Origin of the sequence: Streptomyces europaeiscabiei, from assembly GCF_036346855.1 — a bacterium.
Taxonomy (GTDB): domain Bacteria; phylum Actinomycetota; class Actinomycetes; order Streptomycetales; family Streptomycetaceae; genus Streptomyces; species Streptomyces europaeiscabiei.
In genome coordinates, this window is sequence record NZ_CP107841.1 from 730,548 (window position 1) to 743,378 (window position 12,831).

Here is a 12,831-nt window from a genome sequence, read left to right on the forward strand (position 1 = left end):
GTCCCAGCCGTCCTCAGTCGTGCGGTGCCTGTCCGCTGACCCGGTGGTCCGCGTGGCTCAGCGCCTCCACGACCAGGCGCCGCAGATGCCCGTCGGCGAGGCTGTAGTGGATGTGGCGCCCTTCCCGGCGAGTGTCCACGAGCCCGGCGAGCCGCAGCTTCGCCAGATGCTGGCTGACCGCCGTACGGGACGCCTCGCAGCGGTCGGCCAGTGAGCCGACGTCCGACTCGCCCTGCGCGAGCAGCCACAGCAGATGCAGCCGGGTGGCGTCGGAGAGCATCGCGAACACTCCGGTCGCCTCGGCGAGCCGCGCGCTGTCGGGGGCGCGCAGATGCGCACCGGACGCAGGTGACACGGCATGGCGTTCAGGCATGCGCCCAGCGTAGGCGCTCCGCTGGGGGCGTGGGGGCGTGCGCTGTCTGCGGCTTCGTCGTGGCTGGTCGCTCCCACGCGGCGGAGCCGCATTCGCCACCGCGATGTCACCGCTCCACGCCCCTTCGGGGAACCATCATGTGCGCAGGTGCGCACATGATGGTTACACTTGGCTGCAGCGACACTCAACGCCACGCCGAGGGGAGCCGTTCCCATGCTCGTCGTCCTGCGTCACCGCGCCTATCGGCGGCTGTTCGCCGCCCAGGTCGTGGCCCTGGTGGGCACGGGACTCGCGACCGTCGCCCTCGGGCTGCTGGCCTACGACCTCGCGGGCTCCGACGCCGGTTCCGTCCTCGGTACGGCCCTCGCGATCAAGATGGTGGCGTACGTGGTGATCGCCCCGGCTGTCGGCGCGGTCGCCGACCGGCTGCCGCGCCGGGCGCTGATGGGGACGGCGGACCTGGTGCGCGCCGGGATCGCCGTGTCCCTGCCGTTCGTCGGCGAGGTCTGGCAGGTGTACGTCCTGGTCTTCCTCCTCCAGTCCGCCTCGGCCGCGTTCACGCCCACGTTCCAGGCCGTCATCCCCGACGTGCTGCCCGAGGAGCGCGACTACACACGGGCGCTGTCGATGTCACGGCTCGCGTACGACCTGGAGAGCCTCTTCTCCCCCGCGCTCGCGGCCGCCCTGCTGTCCGTCATCACCTACGACCGGCTGTTCACCGGCACCGTCCTCGGATTTCTCGCCTCGGCCGCGCTGGTGGTCTCGACCGCCCTGCCCGAGCGGGCCGCCGTCACCGTCCCGCGCACGGGCGGCGCGTACACCAGGGCCACGGCCGGTATCCGCTTCTTCCTCGCCGTCCCCTGGCTGCGGGCCCTGCTCGCCCTGAACCTCGCCGTCGCGGCGGCCGGTGCGATGGTGACGGTCAACTCCGTCGTCTACGTCCGCGAGGTGCTGGGCCTGTCGGCGGGCGCCCTACCGCTGGCGCTTGGGGCGTACGGGGCCGGGTCGATGGCCGTGGCCCTGGTGCTGCCGCGTCTGCTGGACAAGGTGCCGGACCGGGCGGTGATGCTGCCGGGCGCGCTGTCGCTGACCGTCGTCTTCGCCGGGCTCGGAGGTGTCACGGCCGCGCAGGGCGGGGGTTGGCGGCTGCCCGCGTTGCTGGTCCTCTGGGCCGCGTTCGGTGCCGCGTCCTCGGCGGTGCTCACCCCGGCCGGACGGCTCGTCCGCCGCTCGGTGGCGCCCGGGGAGCGTACCGCCGCCTTCGCCGCGCAGTTCTCCCTCTCGCACGGCTGCTGGCTGCTGACGTACCCGCTGGCCGGGTGGCTGGGAGCGGCGGCGGGGCTCGACTGGGCGGTGCTCGCGCTGGGTTCGATCGCCCTGGGTGCGGCGTGTCTGGCCGTACGGCTGTGGCCGGCGCGGTCGACGGCCGACGCGCACACGGCCCCCGCGCCGGCGTCCCACGTGCCGGCGTCCCACGTGCACGCGGACCTTCCCCTCGGCCACCCTCATCTGGCGGGCGCCCTGCGCGTGCCGGCGGGCTGGCGGCACAGCCACGGGCACCTCACGGACGGGCTGCACGCGCGGTAGCGCGGCGCGAGTCCGGCGTGTACGCCGCAGACGCCTGTGGTGCGGACGGCGTACACGCATCACGATCGGCTTCCTCTCAGAGGGCGCGACGGACTCGGTGCGCGCCGGGGACGGCCAGGGCGTGTGTCGTGCGGTGATGTGCACCCCGCCCGCCGGCAGTGCAGTCGGCACACGCATCGAGCGACGCCGACGGTGGACCGTCAGACACTGAGCGCCGCCCGGACGGTCTGCTCGGCCCCCGTACCCCCCTCTCCCGAGGAGGTGACCCGGCCCGCCTCCAGCACGTAGTACCGCTGCGCTGCCCGCATGGCGAAGCCCACGTGCTGTTCGACGAGGAGGACGCAGAGCCCGCCCCGGCGGGTCAGGGCGAGGATCGTCTCCTCGATCTCGGCGACCACGGAGGGCTGGATGCCCTCGGTCGGCTCGTCGAGCAGGAGGAGTCTGGGGCGGGTGATCAGGGCGCGGGCGAGAGCGAGCTGCTGACGCTGGCCGCCGGAGAGGAGACCTGCCCGGCGGCCGGACAGCTCCCGCAGGACGGGGAACAGGTCCAGGGCTTCCGAGACCGCCTCCTTTCCGTCCGGGCGGCCGTCGGCGACCAGTTGCAGGTTCTCGGCGGTGGTGAGGTGCGGGAAGGACTGCTGGCCCTGGGGGACGTACGCCATGCCCCTGGCCACCCGCTGGTGCGGGGCGAGGTGGGTGATGTCCTCGCCGTCCAGCAGGACGGTCCCGTTCTTCGGCTTGACGAGCCCCATGGCGGCGCGCAGGAGGGTGCTCTTGCCGGCGCCGTTGTGGCCCAGGACGGCTGCGACACCGTCGCGCGGGACGGACACGGTCACACCGTGCAGCACGGTCGTGCGGTCGTAGCCTGCCTGGACGGAGTTGATCTCCAGCATGGGTGTCACGCCTCCTCGGTGACGGGGACGGGAGCGGCGACCTGTTCGGCGGCGGTCACGGACGCGGGCACCGGCTCGGACTCGGGCTCGGACGCGCGGCCGAGGTAGACCTCCTGGACCTTGGCGTCGGCCTGCACCTCGGTGACGGAGCCCTCGCTGAGGACCCGGCCGGCGTGCAGGACGGTGACGCTGCGGGCGAAGGAGCGCATGAAGTCCATGTCGTGCTCGATGACCACCACCGTGTGGTCCTCACCGACCCGCTGCAACAACTCGCCCGTGGCCTCGCGTTCGTCGTGGCTCATACCGGCGACCGGCTCGTCGAGCAGCAGCAGCTTCACGTCCTGGACGAGCAGCATGCCGATCTCCAGCCACTGCTTCTGGCCGTGCGCGAGCACACCCGCCGGACGGTCGCGCAGCGCCGTCAGACCGGTCGTCTCCAGGGCCCTGGTCACCTCCTCGGGGACGCCCTTGCGGCGCCGGAGCATCGTCAGGGGGCCGCGGCCGGCGCCCGCCGCGATGTCGAGGTTCTGCAGGACGGTCAGCTGCTCGAAGACCGTGGCCGTCTGGAACGTACGGCCGATGCCTCTGCGGGCGATCCGGTGCACCGGCTTGCCGATGAGTTCCTCGCCGCCGAAGCGGACCGATCCGGTGGACTTCACCAGTCCGGTGACGGCGTCGACGAGCGTGGTCTTGCCGGCACCGTTCGGGCCGATGAGGAAGCGCAGGTCGCCGGGGCGGATGTCGAGGTCCACACCGTCGACGGCCTTGAAGCCGTCGAAGGTCACCCGCAGGTCGCGGACCGTCAGTCCCTCGCCGCTCATGCCGTTCCTCCTGTCGGGGCCGAGGCCGGGGCCGTGATGGTGGTGGTCGTGTTGGGGTTACGGCGCCGGCGCGCCACGCTCGCCAGGGAGGCCAGGCCGCCGGGCAGGAAGCCGACCGCCAGCACGAACAGCAGACCCTGGAGGTAGGTCCACGCGGCGGGGAAGGCGTCGGAGAGGGTGCTCTGCGCCCAGGCCACCGCGATCGCGCCGAGCACTGCACCCACCAGGGAGGCCCGGCCGCCCACCGCCGCGCCGATGACGAAACCGATGGACGGGACGACGCCGATCAGCGCCGGGGAGATGATGCCGACCGCCGGGACGAACAGGGCTCCCGCGAGGCCCGCCATGCCGGCCGCCACGACGTACGCGACGAGCTTGACGTTGGCGGGGTCGTAGCCGAGGAAGCGGACGCGTTCCTCGGAGTCCCGTACGGCGACGAGGAGTTCGCCGTAGCGGCTGACGAACAGCTGGCGGGCGGCGGCCATCAGCAGCAGGAGCACGGCGGCGATGACGAAATACACCATCCGCTGGTTGACGGGATCGTCGAGGTCGTACCCGAAGAAGCCCTGCATGTCGGTGAGACCGTTGGTGCCGCCGGTGGTGGCCTGCTGGCCGACGAGCCAGATGGCGAGGGCGGCGGCCAGTGCCTGGCTGAGGATCGCGAAGTACGCGCCCTTCACCCGTCGGCGGAAGACGAAGAAACCGAGCAGCGCGGCGACCGCCATGGGCAGCAGCACGGTCATGGCGAGGGCGAAGGCCGGGTCGGCGAACGGCCGCCACCACCAGGGCAGGGTGTCGCCGGTGCCGTAGAGCTGCATGAAGTCGGGCAGCGTCTGGCCGGTGTCGGCGGCGTCGGCGAGCTTGAGGTGCATGGCCATGGCGTAGCCGCCGAGGCCGAAGAAGACGCCCTGGCCGAGGACGAGCAGCCCGCCGCGGCCCCAGGCGAGGCTCACACCGACCGCCACGATCGCGTAGCACAGGTACTTGGCCAGGAGGTTGAGCCTGAAGTCGGAGAGCGCGAGCGGGGCGACCCCGATGAGCAGGACGGCGCCGAGGAGGAAGGCGCCGGGGACACGGAAGCGGACCAGGAGGGAGGGCGACGGCGGCGCGACGGGAGCCGTCTTCTCGGGGGAGGGCGTGGTCGTCTTCATGCCAGGCTCCGGGTACGCAGTGTGTACAGGCCCTGGGGTCGCCACTGCAGGAAGGCGACGATCGCCACGAGCACGACGACCTTGGCGACGCTGACCGTCGTCGAGTACTCCAGTACGGACTGCAGGACGCCGAGTGCGAAGGCGGTGATGACGGCGCCCTTGAGCTGGGCGACGCCGCCGACGACCACGACCAGGAAGGCGTCGACGATGTAGTTGGTGCCCATCGTCGGACCGATCGGGCCGACCAGGGTGAGCGCGACACCGGCCACGCCCGCGAGGCCCGAGCCGATGAAGAACGTCGTACGGTCCACGCGCTCGGTCGCGATACCGGACACCTCGGCGAGGTCCCGGTTCTGCACGACGGCCCGGATACGGCGGCCCAGCGGGGTCGTCCGCAGGATCAGGGTGAGGCCGAGGACGCAGAGCAGGGCGAGACCGAGGATGAACAGCCGGTTGTTGGCGAAGGTGATGCCGCCGACCGAGATGTTGCCGGTGAGCAGGTCCGGGGCGCGGGTCTGGACGTTCGGGGCGCCGAAGATGTCCCGGGCCAGCTGCTGGAGCATCAGGGAGACGCCCCAGGTGACCAGCAGGGTGTCCAGGGGTCTGGTGTACAGACGCCGGACGAGGAGCCATTCGAGCAGCGCGCCCATCGTCCCGGCCACGAGGAAGGCCAGCGGCAGGGCGAGGAGCAGGGAGACACCGGCACCGCTGATGGACTTCTGCAGCACGTACGTGGTGTACGCGCCGGCCATGATGAACTCGCCGTGCGCCATGTTGATCACGCCCATCTGACCGAAGGTGAGGGTCAGGCCGAGGGCGATGAGCAGGAGGACGGCACCGATACTGATGCCGGTGAAGGCCTGGTTGAGGACGACCGTCATTGAGCGGCTCCGGGTCGGGGGAAGGGTTGTTCGGCGGGCGGGGGAAGGGCTGTTCGGCGGGCGCGGTCCGGTGGGGCTTCCTCCGCGGTTCCCCGCGCCCCTGGAATACAGGGGCTGCGCCCCGTGCTTTTCGGCCCGAAAGCCCGTCGTCTTCAGGCTCGCAGGGCCTGATCTTTCAGGGGCGCGGGGAATTGCTCGACCAGCGCCCACCCACCGTCGGACTCACGAAAGACCGGCGGCCCAGTCGTAACCCTTCAGATACGGGTCCGGCTTGATCGGCTTGCCGGAGTTCCACACCTCCTCGATCAGGCCGTCCGAGCCGATCCTGCCGATGCGGGCGGTCTTGTAGACGTGCTGGGTGGCTCCGTCGACGGTGACCTTGCCCTCGGGGGCGTCGAGTTCGATGCCGCCGGAGGCCTTCTTGACCTTCGGCACGTCGAAGGAGCCGGCCTTCTCGACCATCTCCTTCCAGAGATGGACGGAGATGTAGGCGGCCTCCATGGGGTCGCTGGTCGGCTTGTCCTTGCCGTAGGCCGCCTGATAGGCCGCGACGAACTTCGTGTTGGCGGCGCCCGGCGTGGTCTCGTAGTAGTTCCAGGCGGTCAACTGGCCTTCCAGGTACTGGGTACCGATGCTCTTGACCTCCTCCTCGGCGATCGACACCGACAGCACCGGCAGGCTCTTCGCGGCCAGCCCGGCGGACTTGTACTCCTTGAAGAAGGCCACGTTGCTGTCGCCGTTGAGGGTGTTGAACACGGCGTCCGCGCCGGCGTCCTTGACCTTGTTGACGATGGTGCTGAACTCGGTGGAGCCGAGCGGCGCGTAGTCCTCGCCGACCACCTTCATACCCTGGGCCTGCGCGTACGCCTTGATGATCTTGTTGGCGGTGCGCGGGAAGACGTAGTCGCTGCCCACCAGGTACAGCCGTGTCAGGCCCTGCTTCTTGAGGTAGTCGAGGGCGGGGACGATCTGCTGGTTGGTGGTGGCGCCGATGTAGAAGATGTACGGGGACTGTTCCAGGCCCTCGTACTGCACGGGGTAGAAGAGGAGCGACTTGTAGCGCTCGAAGACCGGCTTGACGGCCTTGCGGCTGGCGGAGGTCCAGCAGCCGAAGGTGGCGACCACCTTGTCGTCGGTGATCAGGGCCTCCGCCTTCTCGGCGAAGGTCGGCCAGTCGGAGGCGCCGTCCTGGCTGATGGGCTTCAGTTTCTTGCCCAGGACGCCACCGGCGGCGTTGATCTCCTTCACCGCGAGGAGCAGCGCGTTGTGGACGGTGACCTCGCTGATGGCCATCGTGCCCGAGAGCGAGTTCAGCAGACCCACCTTGACGGTGTCGCCGGAGGTGTCCGCCTGCGCTCCGGCGGCCGATGACGTGCCGCTGCCGGTCTTGGCTCCGCACGCGCTGAGGGCGACGGTCGTACCGAGCGCCGACGCGCCCGCGAGAAGACCGCGTCTGTTGATGCCGATCCCGGACATGCAATACCTCCTAGGTCGCTGAAGTGCGACCACAGCCTGCGAGGCCACTGTTTCCCTTGCGTTTCGGCGCAATTGAAGAACAGTTTCCTGAGGAAGTATTTTTTTGAGGCCCCGAAATATTTGTCACTTCTCGCGGAAAGGATGTACTCCTGGTTTTTCTGTCAGGAGCGGGATGGTCGAAGGTAAGCTCCGGACATCACCGTCGAGGGGGCGGCTGAAGGCGAGTTGGGGAGTGCGATGGCGAGGCGGCCCGAGGAACTGCTCCGTCTGTTGACCCGGGCCGAGCGTCTGTCCGTGCGCCGAGTGCAGTCCGTGCTCGACGAGTTCGACTGCTCCGTCGAGGCGTGGCGGGTCCTTGACCTGCTCTCCGACGGGCAGGGCCACAACATGACGGCCCTCGCCGAACACGCCTTTCTGCCGGCGCCGAGCCTGACCAAGCTGATCGACCAACTCGTCGACCGGAACCTGGTCTTCCGTCGCGTCGACCCCGCCGACCGGCGCCGCGTCCTCGCCCACCTCACCCCGCGCGGCAGCGAGCGATGGCAGCAGCTCGCCCGCGCGGTGCGCGCCCACTGGGCAGAATCGGAGCCGCTCACCGACGAGGACGGGAAGCGGCTGGAACTCCTGCTGGACCTGCTGGCCCGGACTCTGGAGAGCGGTGGGCCCGACGACGGTCGGGGCAGGGTCAACGCAGGTCGTGCGGAGCGCGCAGCTGGGCGAGGACGTTGAAGTCGCAGCCGTCCGCCCGCGCGAGGTAGATGCGCTGGCGCACATGCCGCCCGTCGAGGCCCAGCAGGCCGCGCGGCCCCTCGTAGGAGACGGTGTCGGCGGTCGCCCCGATCGCGGCCACGTCCAGGGCGCGCGCCCGCTCGACGAGCGCGGCGAGCAGCAGGACACCCTCGTAGCAGGACTCGCCGAGGCTGCCCGGAACGGGCGCCTCCAGACCGAAGCGGTCCGCGTACTGGCCGTGGAAGTCCAGGGTGTTCCGGTCGGCGAGCGAGGCGAAGAAACCTGCCGTGCTGTAGAGGTCGAGGGTGGCCTCGGGGCCGCTGCCCATCAGCATGTTCTCGTCCATCAGCGTGCTCAGCCGCAGGCACCGCCGGTCGAGCCCGGAGGCGGCGAAGGCCCGGTTGAAGCGGACCGCGTCGCTGCCGACCAGGAGCATCAGGACCCCGTCGGCGTCGGCCCGCTCGATGCGTCGCAGGACGTCCTCGAAGTCCTCGGTGCCGAGCGGCAGATACGCCTCGCCACTGACCCTGCCCCGGCACTCGCGGGCGTAGCCCCGGGCCGCCCGTGCCGTGCGGCGGGGCCACACGTAGTCGTTGCCGACGACGAACCAGCGGCGTACACCGCGTGACTCGGCCAGCAGCCGCATCGCGGGCAGCAGTTGCCAGGACGGCGTCTCACTCGTCATGAAGACGCCCTCGGTGCGTTCCCCACCCTCGTACAGGGCCGTGTACACGTACGGCACCCGGTGCGCGATGCGCGGGGCCAGGGCCCGCCGGACGGAGGAGATGTGCCAGCCGGTGACACCCTGCACCGCTCCCGAGGCGACCAGGGCCTCCACGTCCTCGGCGACCCGCCACGGCTCCGCGCCGCCGTCGACCTCGATCAGCCGCAGCTCCCTGCCCAGCACTCCCCCGGCCTTGTTGACCTCCTCGGCGGCCAGCCGCGCGCACGCCCCGCAGGTGGGGCCGAAGATCCCGGCGGGGCCCTGCATCGGGTAGACGAGGGCGACGTCGAGGGTCGAGTCGTCGGCCGTGAACCACTCGGGGGTGTGGAGGCGCGGCGGAGGCCGATTCATGGGCCTCATGATGGCGTCATCGCCATCGGCGCCCCAGGTGGCGCCACGGATCGAGACCGATTCGTAGGCCGGGGCCGATCCGCAGGCCTGAGCTGATCCGCAGGCCTGAGCCGATCGGCAGACCTGGGCCGATCGGCAGACCTGGGCCGAGGGCGGGTCACGGGGTCGCCGGGTCGCGGGTGGGCGTTCTGCCCGTCGTCCACTTCTCCTCGATCCGCCCGAACCGCCACACCAGCAGCGCGACCGCCCAGGTGACGAAGAACAGGCCGACGACGACATAGCCGATGATGTTGAGGTCGAGGCCGGCGACCCGGTCCCAGAACGTGCCGTGCAGATGCGCCTTCTCGGCGACGAGGCCGAGCAGTTCGACGGTGCCGATGACGAGGGCGACGGCCACCGAGAGGCCGGTGATCGTGAGGTTGTAGTAGACCTTGCGGACCGGCTTGGAGAACGCCCAGCCGTACGCGAAGTTCATGAACGAGCCGTCGATCGTGTCCAGGAGCGACATACCGGCCGCGAACAGGATCGGCAGGCACAGGATCGCGTACCAGGGCAGTCCGGAGGCCGCGCCCGAACCGGCCAGGACCAAGAGCGCGACCTCGGTCGCCGTGTCGAACCCCAGGCCGAAGAGCAGGCCCAGCGGGAACATCTGCCACGGCTTGGTGATCGACTTCATCAACCGTCCGAGGAGCCGGTTCATGAAGCCCCGGCTGTTCAGCCGCTCCTCCAGCGCGGCCTCGTCGAAGGAGCCCGAGCGCATCTCCCGGAACACCTTCCAGATGCCCACCATGATCACCAGGTTGATGATCGCGATGACGTAGAGGAACGTCCCGGAGACCGTGGTACCGATCCAGCCGGCGAGGTCGTGCAGCTGGGAGTCGCCGTTCCGCACCGGTCCGGCGAGCGCCTTGACGCCGAGGGTGAGCAGGAAGGTGAGGGCGAAGACGATCGACGAGTGCCCGAGGGAGAACCAGAAGCCGACCGACAGCGGGCGCTGCCCCTCGCCCATCAGTTTGCGGGTGGTGTTGTCGATGGCGGCGATGTGGTCGGCGTCGAAGGCGTGCCGCATCCCCAGGGTGTAGGCGGTGACGCCCATACCGATGCCGAAGGTCCTGCTGCCGACGCTGTAGTGCTCGGGGGCGACGATCACGACCAGCGTGAACCAGCCGATGAGATGCAGCGCCAGGATGAAGCCGGCCATACCGCCGAGGCTCGCCCACTCCGCGCGCGTCATCGAGGCGCGGATCCGGCGCCATGAGAAACCGCCCTTCTCGGCGGTGGCCGAGGAGGCGGTGTCGGTAACAGGGGCCATGGGGCGTGCGCCTAACTCGTCGTGCCGCGTGCATGTCGTCGAACCCCTTCACCCTTGTGCGGGGAGCAGGTAACTGCAAGGAGGTCGCAGTAAAGCCCGTGCCACGTTTCGGTCAGGTCAGGGTCTTTCGGTGGACGGCGCGGCCGCACGAGCCCCGGATCGGGCGGACTCGTCAGCCGGTCCCGTCCCGGCGGGACCGGAACCACCACAGACCGCCGCCGAGCGCGAGGAGGACGGCCGCGCCGATGCCGAGCGGTACGGCGGGGGAGACACCCTCGTCGCCGTCGGCGCTGTCCGCAGCGGGCTCCGCCGACGGCGCGGAGGTCTCGGCGCTCGTTTCGGGTGAGGGTGAGGGTGAGGCCGTCGTGGGTTCCTCCGACGGGGTGGGGCTCACGACTTCGGCGCCGGGGGCGGCGGCCTTCAGGTCCAGACGGGGTGCCGGGTGACCGTGGCCGTGCCCGTCCCCTTCGGACTCCTCCAACTCGATCCAGCGGTCCACCTTGCCGTCGCTGTACGACTGCAGGGTCTTGAAGACCAGCGACTTGGCGTCCGGCAACTGCCGTACGGTGACGACGTACTCGACGTCCTCCCCCACCGCGAGCTTCGAGCCCGACACGGTGTAGCCCCGGCTGGTCGGGGTGAACTTCCAGCCGTCGGGGCCCTCCTCGTAGGCGATGTCGGAGGGGACCACGCCCTTGGGGAGGATCACTTCCAGCTTGGTGATGCCGGCGGAGGAGGACTCCGACTCCGCGGAGAAGGTCAGTTCGACGTTCTGGTCGAGGGCTCGGGCGCCCTCCGCCTCGACCTCCGCGTGGGCCGCGGCCGGCCCCGCGGTGGCGACGGCGACCGCGAGCGCTGCTGCGGTGAGAACGCCGAGACGGCGTGAACTGCGTACCAAGGTCGGGCGGTGCACTGCGGACTCCCTGTGCCGATGGCGTGAAGGGTGAATTCAAGCGCAGGGCGGGACCTGTGGCCAAGGGCGACCAGGTGTGCGAGCGGATCCGGCCACTTGCCGTCGTCGTGAGTTCACCCTGGTGCGGCGTGGGGCTCACGGGGCGTGCGCCGTGGTGTGAGCTGTTCCACGGCGCCCGCGCGCCCCTCGTCTCCGCTTGTCAGCGCCCTTATGTGGGCACTACTGTCACCACGCCTTGGTGAACGGGAAATCCGGTGTCATGCCGGTGCGGCCCTCGCCACTGTGATCGGGAAGTCCGGCTCCAGTCCTCACGGACAGCCACTGGGTCCTTGTGACCCGGGAAGGCGGAGCATGGGCGGTGTCACCCGTAAGCCAGGAGACCGGCCAAGGCGCGTCAACCATCCACGAGGTGCTGGAGAGGGTCTGCTGAGCCATGCACATAGCCGAGGGTTTCCTTCCTCCGGCGCACGCGATCGCCTGGAGCGTCGCGTCCGCGCCATTCGTCGTCCACGGAGTCCGGGCACTCACCCGTGAGGTCAAGGAGAATCCCGAGAGCACGCTGCTGCTCGGCGCCTCGGGGGCCTTCACCTTCGTCCTGTCCGCGCTGAAACTGCCGTCGGTCACCGGGAGTTGCTCCCACCCCACCGGCACCGGACTGGGCGCCATCCTGTTCCGCCCGCCGATCATGGCGGTCCTGGGCACCATCACCCTGCTCTTCCAGGCACTGCTGCTCGCGCACGGCGGCCTGACCACGCTCGGCGCCAACGTCTTCTCGATGGCGATCGTCGGGCCCTGGGCGGGCTACGCCATCTACCGGCTGCTGCGGCGCTTCGACGTGCCGCTGATGGTCACGGTGTTCTTCGGCGCGTTCGTCGCAGACCTCGTCACCTACTGCGTCACCAGCGTGCAGCTGGCGCTCGCGTTTCCCGACCCGAGCAGCGGCTTCCTGGGCGCGCTCGGCAAGTTCGGCTCCATCTTCGCCGTCACCCAGATCCCGCTGGCGGTCAGCGAGGGCCTCCTCACCGTGCTGGTGATGCGTCTGCTGGTGCAGTCGAGCAAGGGCGAACTGACCCGGCTCGGCGTGCTCCTGACCGGCAAGCGCGACCGCACCGAGACCGAGACCGAGGCGGTGGCCCGATGAACCGGAACACGAAGATCAACGCCCTGCTGCTGCTCGTCGTGGCCGCGCTCGCCGTCCTGCCGCTGGCGCTCGGCCTCGGCGACCACAAGGAGGAGCCCTTCACCGGCGCCGACGGTGAAGCGGAGACGGCGATCACCGAGATCGAGCCGGACTACGAGCCGTGGTTCTCGCCCCTGTACGAGCCGCCCTCCGGCGAGATCGAGTCGGCGCTGTTCTCCCTCCAGGCCGCGCTGGGAGCGGGCGTCCTCGCCTACTACTTCGGCATCCACCGGGGCCGCCGCCAGGGCGAGGCGCGGGCCCGGGCAGAGCTGGACGGGGCCGGGGACGCCACCACGGCCGGGACGGCCGAGGCCCTTCCGGTGAGCACGACGGTCGCGGCCGGTACGGCGGCTGTGACGGCCACGGCAGCCGCGAAGCCCTCGCCCGGCGACGAAGGCTCCTCCGCCGGCTCCGGGGAGTCCCCCGCCGGGCGGGTCTGA

The 12,831-nt window shown here is 70.4% G+C and carries 13 protein-coding genes and 1 riboswitch; of the genes, 4 read left to right on the forward strand and 9 right to left on the reverse strand.

What is annotated here, in order from left to right; genetic code table 11:
- Nucleotides 1-13 precede the first annotated feature (13 nt).
- Nucleotides 14-373, reverse strand: a complete 360-nt coding sequence (locus OG858_RS03410; protein WP_037691983.1) for an ArsR/SmtB family transcription factor — start codon at nucleotides 371-373, stop codon at nucleotides 14-16.
- A gap of 213 nt (nucleotides 374-586) precedes the next feature.
- On the opposite strand from OG858_RS03410, the gene OG858_RS03415 reads away from it, so the two are divergent.
- Entirely contained in the window at nucleotides 587-1,960 is a 1,374-nt protein-coding gene (locus tag OG858_RS03415; protein WP_327745737.1) for an MFS transporter, read from the forward strand.
- Nucleotides 1,961-2,160: 200 nt separating this feature from the next.
- Here OG858_RS03415 and urtE read toward each other — a convergent pair whose 3' ends face one another.
- The 5 genes from urtE to urtA form a co-directional block, all read right to left on the reverse strand.
- Nucleotides 2,161-2,853, reverse strand: a complete 693-nt coding sequence (gene urtE, locus OG858_RS03420) for an urea ABC transporter ATP-binding subunit UrtE (RefSeq protein ID WP_319068252.1) — start codon at nucleotides 2,851-2,853, stop codon at nucleotides 2,161-2,163.
- 5 nt (nucleotides 2,854-2,858) lie between these two features.
- Complete coding sequence (urtD, locus tag OG858_RS03425) at nucleotides 2,859-3,674, reverse strand: urea ABC transporter ATP-binding protein UrtD (protein WP_086749868.1); 816 nt, start codon at nucleotides 3,672-3,674, stop codon at nucleotides 2,859-2,861.
- Nucleotides 3,671-4,825 (reverse strand): urea ABC transporter permease subunit UrtC, encoded by a 1,155-nt coding sequence (urtC, locus tag OG858_RS03430; RefSeq protein ID WP_328545150.1) that lies wholly within the window; start codon nucleotides 4,823-4,825, stop codon nucleotides 3,671-3,673. Before urtC ends, urtD begins: the two co-directional genes overlap by 4 nt.
- Complete coding sequence (gene urtB, locus OG858_RS03435) at nucleotides 4,822-5,706, reverse strand: urea ABC transporter permease subunit UrtB (protein WP_319315651.1); 885 nt, start codon at nucleotides 5,704-5,706, stop codon at nucleotides 4,822-4,824. The genes urtC and urtB overlap by 4 nt, the downstream gene beginning before the upstream one ends.
- A 222-nt stretch (nucleotides 5,707-5,928) precedes the next feature.
- Entirely contained in the window at nucleotides 5,929-7,182 is a 1,254-nt protein-coding gene (gene urtA / locus OG858_RS03440) for an urea ABC transporter substrate-binding protein (protein WP_086751412.1), read from the reverse strand.
- Between the two features lie 237 nt (nucleotides 7,183-7,419).
- On the opposite strand from urtA, the gene OG858_RS03445 reads away from it, so the two are divergent.
- On the forward strand, nucleotides 7,420-7,911 hold the full coding sequence (locus OG858_RS03445; RefSeq protein WP_086751414.1) for a MarR family winged helix-turn-helix transcriptional regulator: 492 nt from the start codon (nucleotides 7,420-7,422) through the stop codon (nucleotides 7,909-7,911).
- On the opposite strand, the gene OG858_RS03450 is transcribed toward OG858_RS03445, so the two are convergent.
- From OG858_RS03450 to OG858_RS03460, 3 genes are all read right to left on the reverse strand, one after another.
- The gene (locus tag OG858_RS03450; RefSeq protein WP_086751416.1) at nucleotides 7,868-8,986 is read right to left on the reverse strand and encodes a substrate-binding domain-containing protein; all 1,119 of its coding nucleotides are present in this window, start codon (nucleotides 8,984-8,986) and stop codon (nucleotides 7,868-7,870) included. The genes OG858_RS03445 and OG858_RS03450 overlap by 44 nt on opposite strands.
- A 157-nt stretch (nucleotides 8,987-9,143) precedes the next feature.
- Entirely contained in the window at nucleotides 9,144-10,220 is a 1,077-nt protein-coding gene (gene nicT, locus OG858_RS03455) for a Nickel transporter NicT (protein ID WP_086751430.1), read from the reverse strand.
- Between the two features lie 250 nt (nucleotides 10,221-10,470).
- Complete coding sequence (locus OG858_RS03460; RefSeq protein ID WP_086751418.1) at nucleotides 10,471-11,211, reverse strand: DUF1775 domain-containing protein; 741 nt, start codon at nucleotides 11,209-11,211, stop codon at nucleotides 10,471-10,473.
- Nucleotides 11,212-11,430: 219 nt separating this feature from the next.
- Nucleotides 11,431-11,614, forward strand: a riboswitch (cobalamin riboswitch).
- A gap of 30 nt (nucleotides 11,615-11,644) precedes the next feature.
- Between OG858_RS03460 and OG858_RS03465 the strand changes: the two genes are divergently transcribed.
- Nucleotides 11,645-12,352, forward strand: a complete 708-nt coding sequence (locus OG858_RS03465; protein ID WP_086751420.1) for an energy-coupling factor ABC transporter permease — start codon at nucleotides 11,645-11,647, stop codon at nucleotides 12,350-12,352.
- Entirely contained in the window at nucleotides 12,349-12,831 is a 483-nt protein-coding gene (locus OG858_RS03470; protein WP_086751422.1) for an energy-coupling factor ABC transporter substrate-binding protein, read from the forward strand. Before OG858_RS03465 ends, OG858_RS03470 begins: the two co-directional genes overlap by 4 nt.

Excerpts from the sequence above, each read along its gene's own strand:
- urtB (WP_319315651.1), bottom strand. The coding sequence starts at position 5,706 with ATGACGGTCGTCCTCAACCAGGCCTTCACCGGCATCAGTATCGGTGCC.
- urtE (WP_319068252.1), bottom strand. The coding sequence starts at position 2,853 with ATGCTGGAGATCAACTCCGTCCAGGCAGGCTACGACCGCACGACCGTG.
- OG858_RS03450 (WP_086751416.1), bottom strand. The coding sequence starts at position 8,986 with ATGAATCGGCCTCCGCCGCGCCTCCACACCCCCGAGTGGTTCACGGCC.
- urtD (WP_086749868.1), bottom strand. The coding sequence starts at position 3,674 with ATGAGCGGCGAGGGACTGACGGTCCGCGACCTGCGGGTGACCTTCGAC.
- urtC (WP_328545150.1), bottom strand. The coding sequence starts at position 4,825 with ATGAAGACGACCACGCCCTCCCCCGAGAAGACGGCTCCCGTCGCGCCG.
- urtA (WP_086751412.1), bottom strand. The coding sequence starts at position 7,182 with ATGTCCGGGATCGGCATCAACAGACGCGGTCTTCTCGCGGGCGCGTCG.
- OG858_RS03415 (WP_327745737.1), top strand. The coding sequence starts at position 587 with ATGCTCGTCGTCCTGCGTCACCGCGCCTATCGGCGGCTGTTCGCCGCC.
- nicT (WP_086751430.1), bottom strand. The coding sequence starts at position 10,220 with ATGACGCGCGCGGAGTGGGCGAGCCTCGGCGGTATGGCCGGCTTCATC.
- OG858_RS03410 (WP_037691983.1), bottom strand. The coding sequence starts at position 373 with ATGCCTGAACGCCATGCCGTGTCACCTGCGTCCGGTGCGCATCTGCGC.
- OG858_RS03465 (WP_086751420.1), top strand. The coding sequence starts at position 11,645 with ATGCACATAGCCGAGGGTTTCCTTCCTCCGGCGCACGCGATCGCCTGG.
- OG858_RS03470 (WP_086751422.1), top strand. The coding sequence starts at position 12,349 with ATGAACCGGAACACGAAGATCAACGCCCTGCTGCTGCTCGTCGTGGCC.
- OG858_RS03445 (WP_086751414.1), top strand. The coding sequence starts at position 7,420 with ATGGCGAGGCGGCCCGAGGAACTGCTCCGTCTGTTGACCCGGGCCGAG.